This window comes from Rhodanobacter sp. L36, assembly GCF_009765755.1.
Lineage (GTDB): Bacteria > Pseudomonadota > Gammaproteobacteria > Xanthomonadales > Rhodanobacteraceae > Rhodanobacter.
The window spans coordinates 273,918-297,815 of record NZ_LMUV01000002.1; the positions used below are offsets into that span (position 1 = coordinate 273,918).

Annotated in this window: 21 protein-coding genes; 5 read left to right on the plus strand and 16 right to left on the minus strand. The window is 62.5% G+C overall.

The window, feature by feature from the left end; translation table 11 throughout:
* Positions 1 to 7 precede the first annotated feature (7 nt).
* Positions 8 to 694 (minus strand): ABC transporter ATP-binding protein, encoded by a 687-nt coding sequence (locus tag GSQ73_RS01140; RefSeq protein ID WP_158880120.1) that lies wholly within the window; start codon positions 692 to 694, stop codon positions 8 to 10.
* A gap of 56 nt (positions 695 to 750) precedes the next feature.
* Positions 751 to 1,998: an efflux RND transporter periplasmic adaptor subunit gene (locus tag GSQ73_RS01145; RefSeq protein ID WP_158880123.1), complete on the minus strand. Its 1,248-nt coding sequence runs from the start codon at positions 1,996 to 1,998 to the stop codon at positions 751 to 753.
* A gap of 221 nt (positions 1,999 to 2,219) precedes the next feature.
* On the opposite strand from GSQ73_RS01145, the gene GSQ73_RS01150 reads away from it, so the two are divergent.
* From GSQ73_RS01150 to GSQ73_RS01165, 4 genes are all read left to right on the plus strand, one after another.
* Entirely contained in the window at positions 2,220 to 2,747 is a 528-nt protein-coding gene (locus GSQ73_RS01150; protein WP_158880126.1) for a hypothetical protein, read from the plus strand.
* A 52-nt stretch (positions 2,748 to 2,799) separates the two neighbouring features.
* Positions 2,800 to 3,486 (plus strand): fumarylacetoacetate hydrolase family protein, encoded by a 687-nt coding sequence (locus GSQ73_RS01155; protein ID WP_158880129.1) that lies wholly within the window; start codon positions 2,800 to 2,802, stop codon positions 3,484 to 3,486.
* Positions 3,487 to 3,594: 108 nt separating this feature from the next.
* Positions 3,595 to 4,005 carry a large-conductance mechanosensitive channel protein MscL gene (gene mscL / locus GSQ73_RS01160; protein WP_158880132.1) on the plus strand — a complete coding sequence of 137 codons (411 nt, stop codon included), beginning with the start codon at positions 3,595 to 3,597 and terminating at the stop codon, positions 4,003 to 4,005.
* Positions 4,006 to 4,239: 234 nt separating this feature from the next.
* A complete protein-coding gene (locus GSQ73_RS01165; protein WP_158880134.1) occupies positions 4,240 to 5,679 on the plus strand; it encodes a M20/M25/M40 family metallo-hydrolase in 1,440 nt (479 codons plus the stop codon).
* Between the two features lie 52 nt (positions 5,680 to 5,731).
* Here the strand turns inward: GSQ73_RS01165 and GSQ73_RS01170 are convergent, their stop codons facing one another.
* The 3 genes from GSQ73_RS01170 to GSQ73_RS01180 form a co-directional block, all read right to left on the minus strand.
* Positions 5,732 to 8,845, minus strand: a complete 3,114-nt coding sequence (locus GSQ73_RS01170; protein ID WP_158880137.1) for an efflux RND transporter permease subunit — start codon at positions 8,843 to 8,845, stop codon at positions 5,732 to 5,734.
* Between the two features lie 9 nt (positions 8,846 to 8,854).
* Positions 8,855 to 9,970 carry an efflux RND transporter periplasmic adaptor subunit gene (locus GSQ73_RS01175; RefSeq protein WP_158880140.1) on the minus strand — a complete coding sequence of 372 codons (1,116 nt, stop codon included), beginning with the start codon at positions 9,968 to 9,970 and terminating at the stop codon, positions 8,855 to 8,857.
* A gap of 229 nt (positions 9,971 to 10,199) precedes the next feature.
* A complete protein-coding gene (locus tag GSQ73_RS01180; protein WP_158880143.1) occupies positions 10,200 to 10,673 on the minus strand; it encodes a MarR family transcriptional regulator in 474 nt (157 codons plus the stop codon).
* Between the two features lie 67 nt (positions 10,674 to 10,740).
* Here GSQ73_RS01180 and GSQ73_RS01185 point away from each other — a divergent pair, with 67 nt between their 5' ends.
* The gene (locus GSQ73_RS01185; RefSeq protein WP_158880146.1) at positions 10,741 to 11,262 is read left to right on the plus strand and encodes an O-acetyl-ADP-ribose deacetylase; all 522 of its coding nucleotides are present in this window, start codon (positions 10,741 to 10,743) and stop codon (positions 11,260 to 11,262) included.
* On the opposite strand, the gene GSQ73_RS01190 is transcribed toward GSQ73_RS01185, so the two are convergent.
* The 11 genes from GSQ73_RS01190 to GSQ73_RS01240 all read right to left on the minus strand — a co-directional run bounded on the left by GSQ73_RS01190 (position 11,249) and on the right by GSQ73_RS01240 (position 23,680).
* On the minus strand, positions 11,249 to 12,943 hold the full coding sequence (locus tag GSQ73_RS01190) for a BatD family protein (protein WP_254063273.1): 1,695 nt from the start codon (positions 12,941 to 12,943) through the stop codon (positions 11,249 to 11,251). The two genes, GSQ73_RS01185 and GSQ73_RS01190, sit on opposite strands and share 14 nt — an antisense overlap.
* Positions 12,943 to 14,853, minus strand: a complete 1,911-nt coding sequence (locus GSQ73_RS01195) for a tetratricopeptide repeat protein (protein WP_158880148.1) — start codon at positions 14,851 to 14,853, stop codon at positions 12,943 to 12,945. Before GSQ73_RS01195 ends, GSQ73_RS01190 begins: the two co-directional genes overlap by 1 nt.
* Positions 14,850 to 15,833 (minus strand): VWA domain-containing protein, encoded by a 984-nt coding sequence (locus GSQ73_RS01200; RefSeq protein ID WP_158880151.1) that lies wholly within the window; start codon positions 15,831 to 15,833, stop codon positions 14,850 to 14,852. Before GSQ73_RS01200 ends, GSQ73_RS01195 begins: the two co-directional genes overlap by 4 nt.
* Positions 15,826 to 16,356, minus strand: coding sequence for a DUF4381 family protein (locus GSQ73_RS01205; protein ID WP_158880154.1), 531 nt, complete (start codon positions 16,354 to 16,356; stop codon positions 15,826 to 15,828). The genes GSQ73_RS01200 and GSQ73_RS01205 overlap by 8 nt, the downstream gene beginning before the upstream one ends.
* Positions 16,353 to 17,303, minus strand: coding sequence for a DUF58 domain-containing protein (locus GSQ73_RS01210; protein WP_158880157.1), 951 nt, complete (start codon positions 17,301 to 17,303; stop codon positions 16,353 to 16,355). The genes GSQ73_RS01205 and GSQ73_RS01210 overlap by 4 nt, the downstream gene beginning before the upstream one ends.
* Positions 17,300 to 18,295, minus strand: a complete 996-nt coding sequence (locus GSQ73_RS01215; RefSeq protein WP_158880160.1) for a MoxR family ATPase — start codon at positions 18,293 to 18,295, stop codon at positions 17,300 to 17,302. The genes GSQ73_RS01210 and GSQ73_RS01215 overlap by 4 nt, the downstream gene beginning before the upstream one ends.
* Positions 18,296 to 18,464: 169 nt before the next feature.
* A complete protein-coding gene (locus tag GSQ73_RS01220; protein WP_158880163.1) occupies positions 18,465 to 20,636 on the minus strand; it encodes a type IV pilus secretin PilQ in 2,172 nt (723 codons plus the stop codon).
* A gap of 56 nt (positions 20,637 to 20,692) precedes the next feature.
* Positions 20,693 to 21,235, minus strand: a complete 543-nt coding sequence (locus tag GSQ73_RS01225; RefSeq protein ID WP_158880166.1) for a pilus assembly protein PilP — start codon at positions 21,233 to 21,235, stop codon at positions 20,693 to 20,695.
* Complete coding sequence (pilO, locus tag GSQ73_RS01230; RefSeq protein ID WP_158880169.1) at positions 21,232 to 21,885, minus strand: type 4a pilus biogenesis protein PilO; 654 nt, start codon at positions 21,883 to 21,885, stop codon at positions 21,232 to 21,234. Before pilO ends, GSQ73_RS01225 begins: the two co-directional genes overlap by 4 nt.
* Positions 21,882 to 22,622, minus strand: coding sequence for a PilN domain-containing protein (locus GSQ73_RS01235; protein WP_158880172.1), 741 nt, complete (start codon positions 22,620 to 22,622; stop codon positions 21,882 to 21,884). Before GSQ73_RS01235 ends, pilO begins: the two co-directional genes overlap by 4 nt.
* The gene (locus GSQ73_RS01240; protein WP_158880175.1) at positions 22,622 to 23,680 is read right to left on the minus strand and encodes a pilus assembly protein PilM; all 1,059 of its coding nucleotides are present in this window, start codon (positions 23,678 to 23,680) and stop codon (positions 22,622 to 22,624) included. Before GSQ73_RS01240 ends, GSQ73_RS01235 begins: the two co-directional genes overlap by 1 nt.
* Positions 23,681 to 23,898 lie beyond the last annotated feature (218 nt).

The following is a 23,898-nucleotide window of genomic DNA, read 5'->3' on the forward strand; positions in this document are numbered from 1 at the left end:
TGTCTCCTCAGGCCATTGCCTGTTCGACCAGCGTGCCCTTGTCCAGGTGCAGTGTGTGGCTGGCGTATTCGGCCGCCTTAGGATCGTGCGTGACCATCACGATGGTCTTGCCGTGATCGCGGTTGAGTTGCTGCAGCAGGCCGAGCACGTCTTCGGCGGATTGACGATCCAGATCGCCGGTCGGCTCATCGCAGACCAGCAGCGTGGGATCGGAAACAATCGCGCGTGCGATTGCCACGCGTTGTTGCTGACCGCCGGAAAGCTCGCTCGGTTTGTGACTCGCGCGATCGGCAAGGCCGACGAGTTGCAGCGCGATCGACGCATTCCTCTTGCGTTGCGACGCGGACAGCTTCGTCAGCAGCAGCGGCAGTTCGACGTTGCGCTGCGCCGAAAGCATCGGCATCAGGTTGTAGAACTGGAAGATGAAACCGACGTTCGACGCGCGCCATTTCGCCAGCGCGCCGCCACCGAGTTGATCGATGCGCTGCCCGCCGACGGTGATGCTGCCGGCAGTCGGCGTATCGAGCCCACCGATCAGGTTGAGCAGCGTGGTCTTGCCCGAACCGGACGGACCCATCAACGCGAGGAAGTCGCCTTCGGCGATATCGAGGTTGACGTGATGCAGCACCTCGACCTTTTGCTTGCCGCGTTCGTAGGTCTTGGCGAGATCCTTGATTTCGATCAGTGTGCCCATGACGTGTCTCCGATGAATGCTTTTTGCAGGGTTTGCAGGAATGGGGTTCGTGTTGCTTATCGCGTTGCCGTTTTGGTCTGGACGTCTGAACCGTCGTGCATATCGGTCGGCGGCGACGTCACTACGCTGTCGCCGGCGTTCACCGCGTCAGGCAACAGACGCAGTTCGCCGAAGGTCTGCGTCGCAGGCGTCACTACGCGTTGCCGTGCCTTGTCACCGTCGACCACGAACACCACGCTGTGGCCGTCCCGCTGGACAATGGCATTGGCAGGAACCAGCACGCCTTTCGGTTGTGGTGCATTGGCAGCCGGTTTCACTTCGAGGAACGAGACGCGCACGCCCATGTCGGGAACGATGCGCGCGTCTTTTTTCTCCAGCGCCACGCGAACCTTGATGGTCGCCTTGCCGCGATCAGCGGTCGGCACGATGGCGATCACGTGCGCGGGAATCGTCCAGTCCGGATATGCATCGAGCACCGCTTCGGCGGCCATGCCGGGTTTCACGCGGCCGATGTATGCCTCGTTGACGTCGACGTCGACTTCCAGCGAATCCATGTCGACGATGGTGCCCACCCCCGTGCGTGTGAAGCCGCCGCCGGCGGAAAACGGCGAGATGATTTCACCGACCTGCGCATCCTTGGTGGTGATCACGCCGGTGAATGGCGCACGCACCACGCAGTAATCGAAATTGACCTGCGCCTCGGTGACCTGCGCGTCGGCCGATGCGGCCTGTCGCTGTTGCGAAGCGAGTTGAGAGCGCGTCGTGTCGGTCAACGTGTCCGCCTGTTCGGCCGCCTGTTTGGAAACCAGTCCGCGCGAAGCCAGTGATGCCGAACGGGTTGCGTCACGCATGTTCTGCGAGAGCTGCGCGCGGTACTGCGCAACCACCGCATGCGCTGCCGCCGCCTGCGCCTTCGCCGTATCGAGTGCTGCCTTGTACGCACTGTCGTCCAGTCGCGCCAGCACCTGACCAAGCTTGACGTGATCGCCTTCCTCAATCAGTACATCGGTGAGCGTGCCGGTAATCTGCGCCGACACCGTGGCCTGCCTGCGCGCAGTCACGTAGCCGGTGGCCTGCAGCACCGCGCCGTTTTCGTTGTTCGATGTCGGCGCTATCGCCGTGGCGGTTTGCACGACCATCGCGCGATGCGCGAGGAACATCCACGCAGCCCCGCCGAGCAGGGCGAACGCGACGATGATCGCCACGATGATCCATGGCACACGACTCGAACCGCCGCCGTGATCGTCACGTTGGTGACGCTCGATTCGCAGTTCTTTCAGCAGGTCGGCATTGCTCACCGGCATCCCCATCCCATTCGATGAACGAACGGTACACGACGGAGAGGGGCGCTCGCCAAGGGCCGTTATCAGCTGTCGCCGATGACAGATGTCACATCGGAAATTGGTCTGGCTGGATGCCGATGAATGCGGGCGCATTGGCCGTTGACTCGCGCCAGCCTCGGCGGAAAATTGCTCGCGACGCTCACGATGGGCGTCTTGCAGGCCTGGCACACCGGAACCGCATCATGTCGAAATTGTTTCTCTCCGCGCTCGTGGTCATCAACATTGCGCTGGTGTTGTCGAATTTGCCGGCACAGGCTGCGAGCCGTTCGCCATCAGGTTCATGCAGTGCCGAGGTATATCGGCAATTCGATTTCTGGATTGGCGACTGGGACACCTTCGACAGCGACGCGCCGAACAAGCCTTCCATCGCGCGCAATCATGTCGACGCGATTCTCGATGGCTGCGTACTGCGCGAAGACTACGATCAGTTCGATGGTCTCCACGGCCAGAGCTTTACCACCTACGACGCCAGCCGCAAAGTCTGGCATCAGAGCTGGGTCACCAATCGTGGCGGACTGCTGGTAATGGAAGGCACGCAGCAAGGTCGGCGGATCGTGTTGAGCGGCATCGATACGCGCAAACACGTGCTGATGCGTGTCAGCTGGGAGGCGCAAGGCCATGGCGTTCGGGAAATCGCCAGGCAGTCATCCGACAATAGCGCGCAATGGCAACCGGTGTTCGACATCGTGTTCCGGCCGCATCGATCCTGAGATTCATCGCGTCGATGCACGACGCCGACGGCAGGTTTGCTAGGCTTGCCGCATGACCTACATCATCGACGTACCCGCGACACCCAGCCTGCCCGTCACCGGCAGCGAACAACGTTTTCCAATCCGCCGCGTGTTCTGCATCGGACGCAATTACGCCGACCATGCAAAGGAAATGGGCGCGACAGTGGACAAGGGGACGCCGATGTTTTTCTGCAAGCCGGCCGACGCGGTGGTGAGTGACGGCGCGGACGTGCCCTACCCCACAGCCACCGACGATCTGCATCACGAGGTGGAGATGGTCGTTGCGCTCGCGCGCGGCGGCAGCAACATCGCCGCGGAACATGCGGCGGAGCTGATCTTCGGTTACGGCGTGGGCCTCGACCTGACGCGGCGTGATTTGCAGGCGCAGGCCAAGGCCAAGGGTCATCCGTGGGACATCGCGAAGGGCTTCGACCATTCGGCGCCCGTATCCGCTTTGCACCCGGCGAGCGCGGGCGCGCCTTCGGCGGAGACCATCTTGCGGCTGAGCGTGAACGGCCAGCCGCGACAGCACACCAAGCTTGGCGAAATGATCCACGACGTGAATGCGATCATCACGCATCTTTCGACGCTGTTCGAACTCAAGGCAGGCGACCTGATCTTCACCGGCACGCCGGCGGGTGTGGCCGCATTGCAGCGCGGTGACCGTTTCCACGCCGAACTCGTGGGCATCGCGGAGTTCGAAGGTCGCATCGTCTGATCCCGATATCGCCTTATACCCGCCGATTCGGTATTTGTGCTGTCCGCCGATCCGGCATCGCGCTACATTCAACGCGTTGTCCCGACCAATCCGATGGGGGTACCGAAGATGGGCATGTTCAAGGAATTCCGTGATTTCGCCATGCGTGGCAATGTCGTCGACCTCGCCGTCGGCGTGGTGATCGGCGGCGCGTTCGGCAAGATCGTCACCTCGCTGGTCGACCAGATCATCATGCCGCCGATCGGCTGGATCACCGGCGGCATCGATTTTTCCGACCTGAAATGGGTATTGCGACCCGCCGATGCGAGCAACCCTGCGCACAAGGTCGCCGAAGTGGCGATCCAGTATGGCGCCTTCATCAATACGCTGATCCAGTTCGTGATCATCGCCTTCGCGATCTTCCTGGTGATCAAGGCACTGAACCGCTTTACGCGCAAACTGGATGCCGCACCCGCCGCACCCACGGCCGACCAGAAGCTGCTCACGGAAATCCGCGACCTGCTGAAAGAGCGTTCCTGAGTTTGTTGCTGAGGCGGCGAGACGTCATCGCACGCAATGAGAGTGGGAACGGGGAATGTTAGGCCGCACGCAAGTCATGGCCCAAGCGTGCGTGCACAACATCGGCACGCTGCTTTTGCCCCAGTCGCCCGTTCCCGACACCTTCGTGCGCGACGTCGCTTCCACCATGACTTCTCGCCTGCGCGATATGCCGTGCCATTGCCATCATCGGGTTTTCGTCCGAGGAGTTTTCTGATGCGTCAACTTTCTTTCGCAATGCTCGCGGCAAGCCTGCTGCTGGCGACCGGCACGGCAAGCGCCGCAGCCGATACCTCGATTCCGGCTTCGGCCGTAAAGACGGCCGAACAGCTGCGCGACAAGGCGATCACCGATGACACCGGCTATCGCATCGTTGCCTCGCTGACCACCGAGATCGGCCCGCGACTCGCCGGCAGCGCCGCCGATGCACGGGCACGCGCATGGGCTGTGGCCAAGTTCAAGGCGCTGGGTTACGACAAGGTCTACACCGAGGCGGTGACGTATCCGCTATGGGTTCGCCGCAGCGAACACGGCGCGATCGTGTCGCCGTTCGCGCAGCCGCTGGTACTGACCGCGCTGGGCTATTCCGCCGGCACGCCGAAAGGCGGACTGACTGCGCAGGTCGTGAAATTCGACAGCCTCGCTGCATTGAAAGCGGCCGACGCGGCCAGCATCAAGGGCCGCATCGTCTATATCGGTTTTCGCATGCAGCGCGCGAAGGACGGTCACGACTACGGCGCGGGTTCGGCCATACGCACGGCCGGGCCGGTGATCGCGGCAGCCAAGGGCGCCGCCGGATATCTGCTGCGATCAGTCGGCACCGATGCCAACGAGCGCATCGCGCATACCGGCGTCACCGGCTTCAGGGATCCAGCAAAAGCCATTCCGGCCGCAGCGCTTTCGAATCCCGATGCCGACCAGCTTGAACGCGTGCTCGCTTATGGCAAACCGGTGACGGTAAAGCTCGATCTCGATTGCGGCATCCAGGGCCAGTACACCGGCGCCAACGTGATCGGCGAAATCACCGGCGGCAAATATCCTGATCAGGTCGTCGCGATCGGCGGCCATCTCGACTCGTGGGATCCGGGCACTGGCGCGATCGACGACGGCGCCGGCGTAGCCATCGCGATGGCCGCGGGAAAACTGATTCACGACCTGCCGAATCGTCCCGATCGCACGATCCGCGTGATCGCTTTCGCCAACGAGGAAATGGGCCTGTGGGGCGGACGCGCCTACGCGGCGAAGCATGCATCGGAGGTCGCGCGGTTTCAGCTCGGCACCGAATCCGACTTCGGCGCCGGCCCGGTGTGGCGCATGAGCGCGAGCGTAAAGCCGCAGGCGCGCAACGCGATTAACCAGATCGCACAGGTGCTAGCGCCGATCGGCGTGGCCTATGACGCAACGCGTCCCGGTGGCGGCGGTTCGGATCTCTCGCAGATGCATGGCAAGGGCATGGCGGCGCTGACGTTGACGCAAGACGGCACCAACTATTTCGACTGGCATCACACCGCCAACGACACGCTCGACAAGATCGAGCCGAAAGAGCTCGCGCAGAACGTCGCGGTGTACGCCACGTTCTCGTACCTCGCCGCACAAGCCGATGGCGATTTCGGTTCGGCTCCGAATGCGTTTTCTGGTGATGGCGCGGGCGACTGAGCGAGCGGTTTGCGTTCTTGAAAAAAGGCGATCGCGAGGTCGCCTTTTTTATTTATGGGGTTCCGTTGGCGTGTGCGGTCTCGACCGGTGCCTTTTTGCCATGGCGGGTCAGGCGCTGCTGCAATCGGTCCATGTAGACGTAGATGACCGGCGTCAGGTACAGCGTGAGGATCTGCGAAACGATCAGGCCGCCGACCACCGCCAGGCCGAGCGAACGTCGTGTTTCAGCACCTGCTCCGATGCCGAGCGCGATCGGCAATGTGCCTGCGAACGCGGCCATGCTGGTCATCATGATCGGGCGGAAGCGTACCTTGCATGCCTCGAAGATCGCATCATGCGGCGCCATGCCCTCGGCGTTCTGTCGCTCCAACGCGAAGTCGATCAGCATGATCGCGTTCTTCTTCACGATGCCGACCAGCATGATGATGCCGACGAAGGCGAACAGATCCAGCGAGGCGTGGAATATCACCAGCGTAAGCAGTGCGCCCACGCCCGCCGCCGGCAGGCCGGAGAGAATCGTCAGCGGATGGATGAAACTCTCGTACAGGATGCCGAGCACCAGATAGATCACGAAGACCGCCAGCGCCAGCAGCAGGCCCATGCCGTTCATTGATTGCTGGAATGCCTGCGCCGTACCCTGCACGCTGCCGGTGATGGTGTCGGGCAGGCCCATCTGTTTCATCGCGTTGTTGATGCTGGTGACCGCATCACTCAGCGACACGCCCGACGCCAGGTTGAACGACACCGTTACCGCGGGCAACTGGCCCTGATGATTCACCGTGAGCACCTGCGGCTCGCGCTTGAAACTGGCCACGGTATCCAGTGGCACCAGCGCGCCACTGTTCGAAGTGACGTAGAGTTTCGACAGCACGGCCGGATCATTCTGCAGCGGGCGATCGACCTGCATGATCACCCAGTACTGCGTGGCCGCGCTGTAGATCGTGGAAATCTGATTGGTACCAAATGCCGTGCCGAGCGCCGTCTGCACCTGCGCCATCGTGAGTCCGAGCGGCGCCAGTTTTTCGCGATTGACCTCGACCACCATCGACGGACTGTTGAGATCCAGATCGTTGGTGACATCGAGAAACCCGGGCTGCTTCTTGAAGGAATCGGTGATCTTTCCGCTCCATGTGTACAGCGCATCGAGATCGGTCGACTGCAGCGTGTACTGATATTGCGAATTGGATTGGCGCCCACCGATCTGGATGGCCGGCGGGTTCTGGATGAACGCCTGGATGCCCGCGACCTGCGCGAATTTCTTGCGCAGCTCGGCCATGATCACGTCGGGCACGGCGCGCTGGCTGGCCGGCTTGAGCACGACCAGCATCGAACCGTTGTTGACCGTCGAACGCGAACCGCCCGCGCCCACAGTGGACATGTATGAGCCGACGTTCGGATCTTTCGCGACGATCGCTGCCAGTCGTTGCTGACTCGCCACCATCGCGTCGAACGATGCGCCATCGGGCCCCTGTGTGTTCACGCGAAGCTGGCCGGAGTCGCCGGCGGGAATGAAATCCTTCTGCGCCACCATCGCAAGCAGCACCGTCGCCGCAAGGCTCGCCACGAACACGCCCATGATCAGCAGCGGCCGCGCCATGCTCCATTCGAGCGTGCGCGTGTAACCGTTGGTGACGGCGGTAAAGCCGCGATCGAAACGCTCGATCACCCAGTTTTTCTTTTCGTGCTCGTGTGATTTGACGAAGCGGCTGCACAGCATCGGCGTCAGCGTTACCGCGACGATGCCGGACACCAGGATCGCCACGCTGATCGTCACCGCAAACTCGTGGAACAGCCGGCCCACGATGCCGCCCATGAACATCACCGGGATGAACACCGCGATCAACGACAGCGTCATCGAGATGATGGTGAAGCCGATTTCGTTGGCGCCTTTCACCGAGGCATCGAACGGCGACATGCCGGTTTCCATGTGCCGGATGATGTTCTCCAGCATCACGATCGCGTCATCGACCACGAAGCCCACGGCGAGCGTCAACGCCAGCAGCGAAAGATTGTCGAGACTGTAGCCCAGCGCAAACATCACACCGAACGTGCCGATCACCGAGATCGGCAGCGCGACCGCCGGAATCAGCGTGGCCGACAGATTTCCGAGGAACAGGTAGATCACCAGCACCACCAGGAAACCGGCCAGCAGCAACGTGTACTGCACGTCGTTCACCGAATCGCGGATCGAACTCGAACGGTCATAGAGCACGTTGAGTTTCACCGACGGCGGCAACGTGGCGGAGAAGCTCGGCAGCAGCGCCTTGATCTCGTTGACCGTGTCGACCGTGTTTGCACCGGGTTGCCTTTGGACGGCCAGAAGAATGGTGCGCTCGCCGTTGTACCAGCTCGCGGTCTGATCGCTCTGCACGCTGTCGTCGGCGTGGCCGATTGTGCTCAACCGCACTGGTGCGCCGTTGCGATAGGCGACGACGACATTGTTGTACGCGGCCGCGCGCATCAGCTGGCCGTCGCTTGTCACGGGCAACTGCTGTTTCGCACCGTAGAGCGAACCGGTCGACTGATTGACGTTGGCCGCCGCGACTGCGCTTTGCACCTGGTCGATGCCGATGCCCGCAGCGGCGAGCTTGTCCGGATTGACGTTGATGCGCACCGCGTATTTCTGCGAACCGTACACGCTCACCTGCGCCACGCCGTCGATCATCGACAACTGCTGCGCCAGTTCCGTCTCGCCGTAATCGTCGACTTTCGACAGCGGCAGCGTGGACGATGTCACCGCGATGTACAGGATCGGCGCATCGGCCGGATTCACCTTGCGGAACGTCGGTGGCGTCGGCATGTTGGTCGGCAGCTGCCGTTGTGCGGCGGAGATTGCCGCCTGCACGTCCTGCGCTGCACCGTCGATGCTGCGATCAAGATCGAAGCTCAGCGTGATGCTGGTTGAACCGAGCGCGCTGGTGGAACTCATCTGCGTAATGCCGGCGATGGTCGACAGTTGCGCCTCGATTGGCGTGGCGACGGCGGACGCCATCGTCTGCGGCGATGCGCCGGGCAGGCTCGCGGAAATGCTGATGGTGGGGAAATCCACGTTCGGCAATTCGTTCACCGGCAACTGCGGATACGCGACGATGCCGAACACCAGCAGCGCCGTCATCAGCAGCGTGGTCATCACCGGTCGGCGGATACAGAGTTCCGGCAGGTTCATGCGCCGCCCTCAGTTCGCGCTGACGCGCGCGTGGCTGCCGTTGACCAGTTGCATCTGGCCATCCACCACAACTTGTTCGCCGGCAGCCAGGCCCTTGTCGATCACCTGGCGGTCGGCCGTGGCGGTGCCAGGCGTCACGGGGCGTTGTTCGATCGTGCCGTCAGCCTTGAGCACGAACACGAAGGCGCCGGTGCTCGAATTCTGCAGCGCCACGACCGGCACCGAAATCGCGTTGGCGATGCGCGTGGTCGGCAACGTCACGTTGACGAACTGTCCCGGCGTCAGGCGATCATCGGTATTGTCGAAGCGCGCCTTCAACGTGATCGTGCTGGTGGTGGTGTCGACCGCGTTGTTGACAAATTCCAGCGTGCCGCTGATCGGCTTGCTCTTGTCGCCATCCATTTGCGCCAGCACGTTCACCACGCCGCGCGCCTGCGCTTGCCGCACAGCTGGCAGGCTGTCCTGCGGCAATGCGAACGCCACCCAGATCGGCTCGATCTGGTTGAGCACCACGATGCCGGTGCTGTTCGCCGACACCACCGCGCCCGGATAAACCAGCGGCGCGCCGAGCACGCCGTCGAACGGCGCGTAGATACGCGTGAATCCCAACTGCGTCTGTGCCAGCTCCTGCGCTGCGCGATCCGATTGCAATGTCGCCGCGGCCACGCCGAGGTTGGCCTTGAAGGTGTCGAAGTCGGCACGCGAAACGAAACCCTTCGCCAGCATCGCGGTGTAGCGCGCGGAATCGGCCTTGGCCTTCACCAGGTTCGCCTGGTCACGCGCGACCGTGCCACGCGCTTCGTCGAGTTGCGCCTGCAGCGGTCGCGGATCGATCTGCGCGATGAGATCGCCCTTGCGCACATGCGCGCCCGGCACGAACGCGAGCGATTTGATCTGGCCGTCTACTTGCGAGGTGACGGTGACCGTCGAATAAGCCTCGACGCTGCCGACCTGCTTGAGCGAGAGATCGACGTCGCTGCGCGTCGCCACGGCAATTTTCACCGGCACCGCTGGCGGTGTCTTCGGCTTGCTGTCCGCTGCGTTGTGATGGTGCTCGAACCAGAACACCGCCGCGGCGACCGCGGCGAGCACGATGACGATCAACAGAAATTTTTTCAGGGACATGCGTCTGATACTCGCCGTTTCGTTGCACGACCCGCGGCAACATCACGCGCATTGAGGGATCACGATGGTGCAGCGGCGATGGGGATTCGCCATCCGCGACACAAACGATCTTAAACGTCGCAACAACCGATACGTTTACCCGTGGACGCGATGCATGCTGCCGCGCGTCGCCCACCGCATCGATCGAAAGTTTTTGCGTCCGCGCAGACTTGAGCGTGATGACCTTCCATTACGGCCCGTCGTTGATGGACGACTGCTCAAGCGATTGCAGATTGTCCTTGATCCGTTCGATGACTGCCAACGCCTGCTGCAATTCGCTGTAAGCGATGCCCGCGGTAGCGTCCTTGCGCAAATCGCGCGCGATCAGCTCCATGTCGTCGATGATTCCACGCGCCTGTTCGGTCGTGTGAAGACGCCATGCACGACGATCCTTCGGATCGGGTCGACGCTCGACGAAGCCGGCCGCCTGCAGGCGATCGATCACGCGACCCACGGCGATCGGTTCCATCTCCAGAAAATCGGCGAGCTCGGTCTGGCGCAAACCTTCGCGATGAAACAGCACTTTGGTCGCGCGCCACTGCGCGCGCGTCAACCCGAATTTCACGGCGCGCCGGTCGAAATGCTTGCGGAAAAGCAACGTCACGTCGCTAAGCAGGTAGCCGAAAGAAATGTCTTCCGTCTTCAGGTCTTCCGTTTTCGCCATGATTCGTTACAACCTCATCGCCTGCGGGCAGTCGCCCGAAGCATACGGCGCGCATCAGAGGTAAGCCATGCCCATCACCGTCATGCAGGTCGACATTACCGAGCAGCACGTGGACGCCATCGTCAACGCGGCGAACCCGTCGCTGCTAGGTGGCGGCGGCGTGGATGGCGCGATCCATCGCGCAGCCGGACCCGCGTTGCTGGCGGCCTGCCGCGCGCTGTCCCAGTCATCGCCGCACGTGCGCTGCCCGACTGGCGAGGCGCGCATCACCGAAGGGTTCGCCTTGCCCGCGCGTTACGTCATCCATACCGTCGGACCGATCTGGCAAGGCGGACAACACGACGAAGCGCAACTGCTCGAACGCTGCCATCGCGAATCGATGCGACTGTTGCGCGCGCACGGGCTGCGCACGATTGCGTTTCCGGCGATCAGCTGCGGCGTCTACGGTTATCCAGTCGAGCGTGCTGCACACATCGCGATGAAAACGCTGCGCGACGAACTCATGCACGATCCATCTATTGAGGTGCGCATGTGCTGTTTCAGCGACACACTGCGTGCCGTATTCGAGAACGCGCTCAACGCAGCTTGAACGGATACAGCGGCGGCAGCCCGGATGGATTTTCGTCCACGCCATCCACACGCCATGCCAAGCCGCGCTGGAATGCATCCGCAAGCATCGCGCTGTCATCAGGCGTCGGCGTATTCGCGTATCGGCGCTGTTGCAGAACCGAGATCGCCGCGCGCTGCCTCTCATCGCCGAGCGCAGCTGCGAGTTGACCCAGGTTTTGAATGGACGTCCGTTCGGCATGCGCCCAGGCAAGCAGGCTACGCGCCTGCGCAGCGGTATCGCCTGCGCGCGCGGCGGCGAGGAACGACTGATGCAACTCGCGCGTCGAAGTTGCGCGTGGCGTCGCATCGATCGACATCGGCAGGCGACGACGACGCCACAGCAACCACGCGATCATGCTGAGCAGCCACAAGCCGAGACTGCCGATGGCGATCCAGCGCCAGGGCACAACGTGCGTTGTCGCAGTCGCCAGCGCATGCGTTGAAGACGAGCTCGTCACGGCAGGCGCCTGTGCGGTCGGCGCGGTGCTGGCAGCAGCACCGATCGCCGGCAGTACCGTCAGTGTGCGCGCGGGAATCTGCGCGGTCTCTTCCCGGTCGGTTTGCACGTTCCACCATTTCAGCGTGGTGGCAGGAATGGTCAGGCTGCCGGCGCGCTCGGGCACGACCGCAAACGATTGCTGGCGCCGGCCGACGATCCAGCCGCCATCGACACGATTGCCGGTCGCCGGTTTGTCGGGATACACCGTGGCGCCATCGACTGCAGGAAAACTGAGCGTCGGCAACGTGTCGTATCCAAGCCCCGTCGCCTGCAGATTCATCGTGAGATTCAACGGCTGGCCGACGCGCACCGATTCGCCATTGGACGGCCAGCCGTCCAGACTGAGAGTGAGTTGCCGCGCAGGCAGCCATGCACTGTTGCCCCAATCCGCTGGCGCCGGCTTGATATCGATGGCCATGGGCGCAGCGATGACGGTAACCGGCGCGCTGGCACCGAACAGGCTGTTCGGATCGTTGGGATCAACCGTTTCGCCCTGGAAAACCGCTGGATCAATATTGATGTGGCCGGCTTGTTGCGGCACCAGTGCGTAGCGGCGCTCGTGCACCTCGTAAGCGGTTCCGTTGCGCTCCGCCGTGTAGGTCACGTCGTTGCCGAGCTGGCTGACTTCCACGCCGCGCACCTGCGGTTGCTCAAGTGCGCCAGCGCTGATGGTCACTGCGGAATAAAGCCGCACGACATAACTCAACTGCTGGCCGACATAGCCATGCGCCGGCTCGACCTGCGACTCCACGAAGATATCGTGTCGCGCGTTTGCCGACGCTGTCGGCCCATGGCCCGGCGCCACCTGCAACTGCAACGGCGCCGTACTGTTGTTGCCTACTGCGAGCGACGGAATCTGCAATGTGCCGGCATGTCGCGGACGCAACGTGACGCCGATGATCAACTCGGAACTCGCACCACCGTTGATGATGTTGAAGCTGCTGTTCTGCGACGTGCCGAGCACGTCGAAATCCTGATTGAGTGCGCTGAGGTCGGGCATCGAAAGATTGCCGCCCGCGTTGCCAATGCGCACGTTCAGCGTCACGGTTTCGCCCAGCTGCACGCTGTTGCGATCCAGCGTGGCCTGCACGTCGCCAGCGCGCACGAGTGTCGGCAACAGCCACAACATCACGGCACAGGCTGCGAGAAATCTGCGGAGCATCACGGCTGTTCATCCTCGTTGGGCGCGCTGCCATGGCGCTGCTGGTATTCCAGTTCGAACTTGCGGCGCAGCAGCGCACCGGGATCGTCCGGCACGCGTTGCAGTGCGTGCTGCAAGTCGACGGGCAGTTTCGATTTCGGATCGTCGATGGACGTGGCGCCCAACTGATGCGGCGACGCCGCTTGCTGCCCGGCTTTCTTCTGCGCGGCGAGTGCCTTGTCCATCTGCTGCTTCAGCGACTGCTGCGCCTGCTCGGCGCGCGCCTTTTCATCGGCTTGTTGCTGCGGTGTTTGCGGCTTGGGTTGATCGCCGGGCTGCGACTTGGTGTCGCCCTGCTGATCCTTGCCGTCCTCGTTCTGCCCGGACTTTGAATCCTGATCCGGCTTGTCCGATGGCTTCGACGATGGATTCTGCTTGTCGTCCTGCTGTTGCGAATCCGACTTGCCGTCCTTGCCTTGTCCATCGGACGACGACTGATTCGAGCCACCCTTGCCGCCTTCGTGCTGCTTCGAATCCTGTTGTTGATCCTGCGGCGACTTTTTCTTTTTCTGCTGGTCGAGCCAGTCCTGCACGGCCTTGCGATTGGCTTTGGCATCCGCGTGATTCGGATCGATCTTCAACGCCTTGTCGTACGCGGCGACGGCCTGCTGATACTGCCCCTGCTTCGCCAGCGCATTGCCGAGGTTGTATGCCGCGTCGCTGCCGGACATTGGCTGCCACGATTGCACGGCGCCATCGAAATCTCCGGCGCGATACGCCGCCGTGCCACGCCACGAGGGATCGCGCGCCAACTTCTGCGCCTCTTGCGTGTGGCCTTCCCGAAGCGCCTGTGCGGCCTGCTGGTCGGGACGTTTCCACAAGTCCTGCCAGGTGGTTGCCTCTGCGGTGGCGGGCAGCATCGGAAGAACGACCAGTGGCAACAGCAGCAGCCAGCCACGACGGAACGCGAGCGCCACGATCAACAGCAGCGGCAACAGCAACCAGGGACCGCGATCCTGCCATTCGTCGCCTTGCTGCCCGACCGCGGCTGTCGCGTTGCCGGTGCGCAGCTGCGCGTGCAGCGCGTCGATATCGGCGTGATCCGAAGTCATCGTCACATAGCTGCCGCCACCCGCAGAGGCCAGCCTGGAAAGCGCGGCGTCGTCGCGCTGCGCGAGCGTCATGTGGTCCTGCGCATCATGCAGAAATCCGCCGCCGTCCACCGGTATCGGCCCGCCTTGCGGCGTGCCCGTACCGAGCACCGAGACGTGGACGCCTGCTGCGTTCGCCTTGCCTGCAGCGGCGATGGCGGCCGCGTCGGCCTGGTCGGTGATCAGCACGAGCGAACCGTTGTTCGCGTTCGCATCGTGGATCAATGACACGGCACGATCGATCGCGGCGGCTGCGTTGTCGCCATCGACCGGCATCGTGTCCGGCGCCATCGCGTCGAGCAGATCACCAAGGCTGTCCGCATCGCTGGTCAGCGGCGCGACCACGAAGGCTTCACCGGCGTAGCCGATCAATGCGTTCAGCCCGTCGCGATTGCTGCCGAGCAGATCGCGCGCCTTGTAACGCGCACGATCGATGCGGCTTGGCGCCACGTCGCGAGAGAGCATGTGTTGCGATAACGAGATCGCCACGACTTGCGCGGCGCGACTCGCATACAGCGGTTGTACTACGCGGCTCCACGTCGGCCCGGCCAAAGCCAGCGCAGCCAGCGTCCAGCCCGCGGTAAACAGCCACGCCGGCGTGTGTCGATGACTGGATTTTCCGCGCAGCAGATGCGGCAGCAGCTCGGCATCGACGAGTCGCGAGAGTTCGAGTTGCGGTGCGCTGCGGCGCATGGCGAACCAGCCGATAAGCGGCAACAGCAGCAGCGCGAACAGCCACGCCGCGCGCAGGAAATGAAATTGCTGCAGGGCTTCGTTCATGCTCGTCGACCTGCCACGCGCCATTGCCGCGGCACGATGGTCAGCAACAGCAGCGCGATCGACAGCAGCAACGGCCAGCGAAACAACTCATGCCGCGGTCGCAACGTCGGGCCATGTTGTTGCATCGGCTCCAGCGCATCGATGGCGCGATAGGCTGCGACCAGTTGATCGCTGTCCGCCGCGCGGAAAAATTTGCCGCCGGTCTGCGTGGCGATTTCGGTGAGCATGTCGGCATCGAGTTCTGCCGACGGATTGACTACTTGGCTGCCGAAGAATCCCGGCACGCTCATGCGGTTGGCACCGATGCCAATGGTGTAGATGCGTACGCCGGCCGCCTTGGCTGCCCTGGCTGCATCGCGCGGCACAATGGTGCCGGCATTGTTGACGCCGTCGGTGAGAAGCACGAGTACGCGCGCCGGTTGCGGCAGCGCCGACAGACGCTTCACCGCCACCGCGATCGCATCGCCGATCGCCGTTTCGCTCCCGGCAAGACCCACGGCCGCGCCCTGCAATTGCGCGCGCACCGCAGACAAATCATAGGTAAGCGGCGTCACCAGAAATGCCTGGCTGCCGAACAGGATCAGTCCGATTTCGTCACCGCTGCGTCGCGCGATGAAATCACCGGCGATCGCTTCGACCGCACCGAAGCGACTGACCTGTTGTCCCGCCAGCTGCATGTCGCCGGTCTGCATGCTGCCGGAAAGATCCACGGCCAGCATCAATGCACGACCGGTGCGTTGCTGCGCCTGTGGCGGGCCGACCCACTGCGGGCGTGCGGCGGCAGCCAGCAGACTCAGCCACGCAAGCGCCAGCAACCACGGCGTCATGCCATGCGCAGCATTGCCTTCCATCACGCTCAGGCGCAGACCGGGATGCGGAAGGTACAGCGCTTCGCCGGGCGCTACCGGGCGTAGCCATCGACGCAGCAACCACGGCAAGGGCAGCAGCAAAGCGATCCACGGCCATGCAAATTCAAGCATGCGCGTGCTCCGTGCGTTGCTTCCATGCGGACGGTTTCAACGCAAGGATCATCCACCGTCGTACTGCATTTACCGCGGCAGCCGCATCGAACGAATGCGATGGACGATAGATGACCTGTTCCAGTTCGAGCAGGCGATCCAGCGTGGCGGTGTCGACCGGCATGCGAGCGAGCGTGCGACGCCACGATGCGCCGCGTTGCTGTGTCGAAGCCGCATCGTGTCGCCGCGCCACACGCCGCAACAACTGATGCATCCCGCTGGCGAGCGCGACATGGTCGCCACTTTGCGCGTGCTGATCCACGAGACGATCGAGCTCCGCCAGCACACGCTCCCGGCCTTCCAGCTTTCGTCGATGTCGCCGCCACCAGGCGATAGCGCACAGAACCGCGACGACAAACAGCGCTGCAAGCATCCACCAGCCGGGCGCCGGAGGCCACCACGGTGGATCGGGCGGCATGTGGATGTCGCGCAGGACCGGACCTTGAGGAGCGGCGCCCTGCGCCGGCAGCGCAGCGCCCATCATCGCGATGGCCCCGTCGCACGCAGCAACGTGGTGACTGCGTCGAAAGCATCGACCGTGGTGTCGATATTGCTGCAACGCAAGCCAAGCGATTTCGCAAGCCCACTCAATCGCGCCGGACCTGCGCCGAGCACCTGCTGAAAATCGCTTCGTTGCCGATCGGAGTGCAGCACGACATCGCTGCGCTCGCCCGCATGTTCCATCGGATAGCGACCTGGTGGTGCCAACGCGAGTTCGAGTGCATCGGCCACCACCAGCACATTGACCGACGCGCGACGATGAAGATCGATCAAGCGTTGTCGTGAAGCGTCGTCGCAACTGATGCCGTCGCTGATGACCAGCACGCGGCTCGCGCCATGCAGCAAGCGACCGGCGCGCGTCAGCGCGGCGCTCAATGGTTCGGAGCCATTCGTCTCCGCGTTGTTCGGTTCATGCGACGCATCCCAATCGGAAAGCGCGCCGCAAATAGACAGCGCGCCACGTGCGCCCGCCTGTGGCCGAAGCAGATGTTCAACCGCGCCGAAGGCCATGATGCCGACGCGCTCGCCAGCGCGAGATGCATACCATGCGGCACTCGCCGCGGCGCGCGCGGCCTGCACGGATTTGAAACGCACGCGCGTACCAAAATGCATGCTGTCGTGCGTGTCCAGCAAGATGAGCAGGCAGCCTTCGCGGTCTTCCTGAAACAACTTCGTGTGCAACTTGCCGCTGCGTGCGGTCAGTCGCCAGTCGAGGCGACGAACGTCGTCGCCCGCCTGATAGACGCGTGACTCGGCGTAATCCATGCCGCGACCATGCAGGCGACTCGACTGCTGGCCGCTGCGCGCCACGCGGCTTTGCATCGGCGAGACGCGCACGCGCACGGCGCGCGCGCGCAAGGCGATCAGCTCGGACAGCGAGACTCGCGTGCGGCCGTCGCCATCGACACGTTGTGTGGCGACGACGCTCACGGCAGCGGCACGAGATCCAGCAGGCGATCGATGACTTGGTCCGGCCGCACGCCTTCGGCCTCGGCCTCGTAGCTCAACAGCACGCGATGCCGCAGCACTTCGTGCACGATCACGTGGACGTCGTCGGGCAAAACGTAATCGCGACCCGCGAGCCACGCATGCGCGCGTGAACAGCGATCGAGCGCGATGGTCGCGCGCGGACTGCCGCCCCAGGCGATCCAGCGCTTCAACTCCAGGCCGTAGCGGCCCGCGTCACGCGTAGCCAACACGAGTTGGGTCAGGTACTCCTCAAGCGCCGGCGACATGTGCACGGACATCGCAGCGTCGCGCGCCGCGAACACATCCGCCTGACTCAGCAAGGCTAGTGCAGGTGTCGCATCATGCGCGCGGCGACTGGCCTGCTCGCGAGCGAGCCGCAGGATCGCAAGCTCCGCTGCAGCATCCGGGTAGCCGATCGTCACGTGCATCAAAAAACGATCGAGCTGCGCCTCCGGCAAGGCGAACGTGCCCTCCTGCTCGATCGGATTTTGCGTCGCCATCACCATGAAGAGTTCGGGCAAATGCCAAGTGTTTCGTCCAACCGTGATCTGCTGCTCTGCCATCGCTTCCAGCAGCGCCGATTGCACTTTCGCGGGAGCGCGATTGATCTCGTCGGCCAGCACGATGTTATGGAACAGCGGGCCGCGCTCGAACTCGAAACTGCCGCTTTGAGGGCGAAAGACATCGGTACCGGTGAGATCGGCCGGCAGCAGATCCGGCGTGAACTGCACGCGGTGGAAATCTGCCTCGATGCGCGCTGCCATCGCTTTCACCGCCGTGGTCTTGGCCAGACCGGGCGCACCTTCGACCAATAGATGTCCATCGGCAAGCAGCGCGATCAGCAGGCAATCGATCAGGTGCGGCTGGCCGATGATGCATCGCTGCAGATCATCTCGAAGCTCTGCGAAAGCCTGCTGAAGACGGCTTGGGGCTTGGGTTTCGGGGATATCCATCGTGGGTTCCGTTGCTTGATCGTCGAACGCCGCGGCGTGAATTTCGCGAATCCGGCGGTATGCTACTGACCATCATGATTGCCAGAAGTTTAATCGGCTTGAGGCTCATGTAGCGCTCACAAAAAAAGAGGCGGCCGGAGCCGCCTCTTTCGTGTGCGTATCAAAGAACTTACTGCAACGTGTCGCTCAGAATACGCGGTGTCACGAAGATCAGCAGCTCGGCCTTGGTGGCGGAACGATCCGTGCTGCGGAAAAGAACGCCGAGGCCGGGGATGTCACCCAAGCCGGGAACCTTGGAAATCGTGTTGCTCTTGTTGACTTCGTAGATGCCGCCCAGAACCACCGTTTGACCGTTGTCGACCAGCACGGACGTGTTGAGCTCGCGCGTATCGATGATCGGCACCTGGCCGCTGCCTGGCACGGTGATGTAGCTGTTCAATGCATCCTTCTTGACGTTGATCGCCAAATAGACGCGATTGTCGGCAGTAATCGTCGGCGTCACCTTCAGCTCCAGCACGGCATCCTTGAACTGCACCGTGGCGGTACCGCTGCCCGGTGCGCTGCCAGCACTGTTCTGATACGTGACGTAGCCAATCTCCTGGCCTTGGCGAATCACCGCCTCCTGCTGATTGGCCGTGATGACGCGTGGGCTTGAAATCACTTCGCCACGACCTTCGGACTGTGCAGCCGACAGCTCCAGATCGACGGAATAGTTGGCACCCAGAATCGCCAGACCCAGCGTGCTGGCCGTCCCCTGTGCGGGACTCGCCGGCAGGCTTACGTTGAAACCACTGGTAGCGCTGCCGCCCGCCGCGCTGCTGCCTATCGAGATGACGTTACCACCGCCAAGGCCGTTTGCGAGATTGGAACCGGCACCTGTGTTGCTTTGCCGACCACCGATGCCGAACTTTGCACCGAGGTCGCGGGTGAAGCTTTCAGTGGCCACCACGATGCGCGATTCGATCAGCACCTGTTGTACCGGCTTGTCGAGTACGGCGATGAGATCGCGCAGTTGCTTGATCTTGTCCGGCGTATCGTTGATCAGCAGCGTATTGGTGCGTTCATCGAAGGACACGCTGCCTCGCGTGGAAAGAAAGCCGCGGGAAGTGTTGGAGCTGGTACTGCCGCCGCCGCCCTGGCTTTGCATGCTGCCGGTTGTGAGCAACGTGGCGATGTCTTTGGCCTTGCCATAGCTGATTGGCACATAGTCGGTGACCAGCTCGGCAGTGTCCTGTGCCTTGAGCTTGGCGTCCGCAACGTCCTGCTCATACTTGGCGAGTTCGCCTTGCGGCGCGACCCAGATGACGTTTCCGTTGCGACGCTTGTCGAGACTCTTGGCGCGGAGAATCACGTCCAGGGCCTGATCCCACGGCACGTTGTCCAAACGCAATGTCACGCTGCCGCCGACGCTGTCGGAGGCGACGAGGTTGAGTTTCGACACGTCGGCAATCAGCTGCAATGCGGAGCGTACCGGGATGTCCTGGAAGTTGAAGGTGACCCGCGATCCGCTGTAACCCGGCTCCTGGCCCGGTCTTGCTGCAGCAGCAGCTTTGGCATCCATCTTTTTCGGCGCAACCTCGACCACGTACTGGTCGGCGGTCTGGTAAGCCGATGTATCGACATTTCCCTTGACCGTGATTTCCATCTTCGCGCCACCACCCATGCCGGCGCGCGTGACGATCGATTGAACGGGCGTGGCGAAGTCCAACGTATCCAGGCGTTGCGCAAGATTGGCGGGCAGGTTCGCGTGATCGATGCTCACCAGCACCTTGTCACCCTTGTGCGTCATCTGCGCGTTGGAACCGCCGCCGCTGAAACTGATCAGCACGCGACCTTCGCCATTGGGCCCGCGACGGAAATCGATGTTCGAAATCGCCGGGCCATCCATCGAGGAGGGCAGGGCCTTGGACGGATCGATCGTCGCCACGGTCGTGATGGTTTGATCGGACGTACCGTTATTGACCGTCAATATGAGGCTGTTACCAACGACTCGCGAGCGATAGGTCGATTCGCGCATCAACTCGACCACGACGCGTGTACGACCGCCGGCTTCCACCGAGGAAACCCCCGAGGTCGAGCCCTTTCCGACATCGAGATGGCGCGGCGCGGCGTTGTCCGTATCGGCAAAGTCGACGGCGATGCGCGGCGGATTTCCCGTCGTGAAGATTTTTGGCTGGGGCACCGGGCCGCCGCCGAAGTCCATGTGCAGCTCGACGGCGCCGCCAGGCAGTGCCTCGTAGCTGACATTCTTCAGCGTCGTGCCGGCTGCCGCTGCGGCCTGGGCCCAGGTGGCGCCGGCCACCAGCAGGCCGATCAGGATGTAACGGCTTGCATGGCGCATGACACGGCCCCGGACGGATTGGATTTGATTGGTCATTGCATCAGCCCCTGAATTTCTCATTTCTCGTCGAGCGCGATGCTGGCCGGACGTTCCATCCAGCCACCATTACCGTTGGATACAAGCTCGACCAGATCGATGCTGCTTTCACTGATGGCGGTCACGTGGCCGTAGTTCTGACCCATGTACTCGCCGGTATGCACGCGATGGATGACGCCGCCCGGATCCTTGACCAGCACCTCCATGGAAGACCCAGCACCAAGCGTGCCAACCATCTTCAAACTGTCCAGTGCGAACTTTTCCAACGGCTGCTGCGCCCGGTTGGCATCCGGCCTGGGACCGCTGGTCGAAGCGTTGCTCTGCAATTCGGTGGTACTCGGACTGAACGGGTCACGTTTGTCCTGATCTTCGTACTTGAACGTTTCGAATGTCTTGATAACCGGCAGCGGCTGGATCGGCGCACCTTTCTTGGCTTTCTCTTGCGCAACCCAGTCATGCAGATCCGACATGCCGCGGGTGCAACCGCTGAGGATCAGAGCGACGCATAGGGTCACTAGCGCGCGTACTGCGTGGGACGGTTTGATGGCGGAGAAAATGTTCATTTCTTCACCCCCGCCTTGGCCTTGTCAGCGGCGGCGCTTTCTTCATCGTCGAGATAGCGGTAAGTCTTCACGGTTCCTTCGAGCACAAGTCTGCCGTCGCCCGGCGCATCGCCCTTGGTTGGCGTCTTGGGCGTCAGCGAAACATCGTGCAGGGTGAGAATCACGACTCGCGGCAGCGATGCGACGCCGCTGATGAAGGTGCCGAACTGATGATAGGTGCCAGTGAGACGCAGCGTGATGGGCTTCTCGGCGTAGAAATCCTTCGGAGTTTCCGGGCCTGGCTGGAAGAGGTCGCTCTCCAGACCTGCCGACAGCGCGGTCTGAGAGATATCGACCAGCAATTCGGGCATTTCCGTTCTGCTGGGAAGCTGACGCAGCAACTGACGCAGCATGTCCTGCATTTCGTCGAGCTGCTGTTGCAGCGCTTCGAGATTGACCGCCTTGGCCTGCTTGGTGGAAAACTCCTGCTTGAGTTGATCCTCCTTGCCTACCAGCGAGGCCAGATTGTCCTGCTGATCGCTGACGTGTAGGTACCAGCCAGCAAGAACCACGATGGCAAACAGTAATCCGGTGAAGAAAATCTTTACCGATTGCGGCCAGCCACCGACATTGTTGCGATCGAGGTTGCGAATATCGTTGAACAAACTCATGGCTTGGCTCCCCCCGTGGCAGCCGCGCTCGTTGGTTTCGCCGGTACCGTCGCAGGCGCAACGCTCGCAGATTTGGCGGGCATGCCTGCCATCGCCTTCGCCATGGAACCCAATACCGCAGGAACCGCAGGAGCTGCCGTGGTGCTGCTGGCACCCGGCACCGCTGAACCGTCACCACCATCAGGCTGATCCGCCTTGGGACGGCTGAGTGCAACGTCCAGCCCGAACGTATAAGGCATACGGGTGGAATCGTGACTGTTTTCGGTTTTGCGCAGATCAGCGTGACCCATCCACGGCGATGATTCGATGTTGCGCATGTACTCGGCGACACTGGCGTTCGACGACGCCACGCCGTCCAGCGACATGGACTGGCCGTTCTGCTTGAGCGCGTCCAGGCGTGCGTTCGAGGGGATCGTTTTCACCAGTTCGTCGAACAGGTGAACCATCTGCGAACGATCCGCCTGCAGTTGCTCGATGATCTGCTTGCGCGCCAGCAGGTGACTGCGAACTGTTTCCAGATCCTTGATCTTGGCGATCCGTGCGTCGAGACTTTTTATTTCGGTCTGCAGATATCCATTGCGGTCATTCTGGTTGTCGATGCGCTGATCCATCCAGAAAACCCACAGCAGCAGCACACCAAGTGCCACTACGAAGGCGGCCCCCAGCTGCATGTAGAACTCGCGCTCGCGCTGCTTGCGTCGCGCGGCTCGCCACGGGAGTAGGTTGACGTGTGCCATCAGTCGAAACTCCTCAGCGCGAGGCCGACCGCGATCATCAGCGCCGGAGCATCCTGCGCGAGAGCCTGTGCCTGGACGCGCGGCGACAGCGACATGCGCGCGAGCGGATTGGCGACGATGCAAGGCACGCCAAGCTGTTCCTCCAGCATGGGGCCCAGGCCTTCGATCGATGCGCAACCACCAGCCAGCACAACCTGATCGACCTTGCTGTATTCGCTACCTGCGAAGAAGAACTGCAGCAGGCGGCTGATCTGCTGGATCAACGATTCCTTGAACGGCTCCAGCGCTTCGCTTTCGTAGGATTCGGGCAAACCACCCTTGCGCTTGGCACGTCCTGCTTCCTCGTAGGACAAGCCAAAGCGACGCATGATCTCGTCGGTCAACTGCTTGCCGCCGAAAACCTGTTCGCGGGAGTAGATCGTGCGCTGATTGCGCAGCACCGAAAGCGTGGTCATCGTGGCGCCGATATCGACCACCGCGACCAGTGCATCGCGGCTGACGTTGAGCTGATCGGCCACCATCGCGAAGGCGTTCTCCATCGCGAAGGCTTCGACGTCGATGGCACTGGCGGTGAGGCCGCCCAAGTCAAGCGCAGCTACGCGCATGTCGACGTTTTCCGTGCGCGATGCCGCCAGCAGCACATTATTCATGTCGGGGTTGTCGCGAACCGGACCCAGCACTTCGTAATCGAGGCTGACTTCGTCGATCGGATAAGGGATGTACTGATTGGCCTCGACCTGGATCTGGCCTTCGAGGTCGTCTTCGGAGAGGTCGCTCGACATCGGGATGATGCGCGTGATCACCGCCGAACCCGCGACAGCCGCCGCTGCGTGCTTGAGCTTGGAGCCCGATCGCGCCAGCGCGCGTCGAATGGCGTCGCCGACCGCCTCGACTTCCACGATATTTTTTTCGACCACGGCATTGGGTGGCAACGGCTCGACGGCGTAGTGTTCCACGCGGAAGCGGCCGCCCGCCTGGCTTAGCTGCAGCAACTTGACGGCAGTCGAACTGATGTCGACACCAATCAGCGCCGGCTTCTTGGGTGTAAAGAGCCCCACGGTGTTTCCCCCTTGCCACTAACGCCCCTGGCCAGAGTCCTGGCGGGATGCGCAGTGGCATTAAATCGAAAAATTAACGCAATGGCAACGGTCTACGGAAACTTTCTCATGTGATTCGCGTGATGCCCAACACATTTGGATCATCGCCTCAAGGTGGCGCAACCCTTGCTTGAGTCGACCGCGCCTCATGTCAGGAATACTGCAACATCTATACTCTG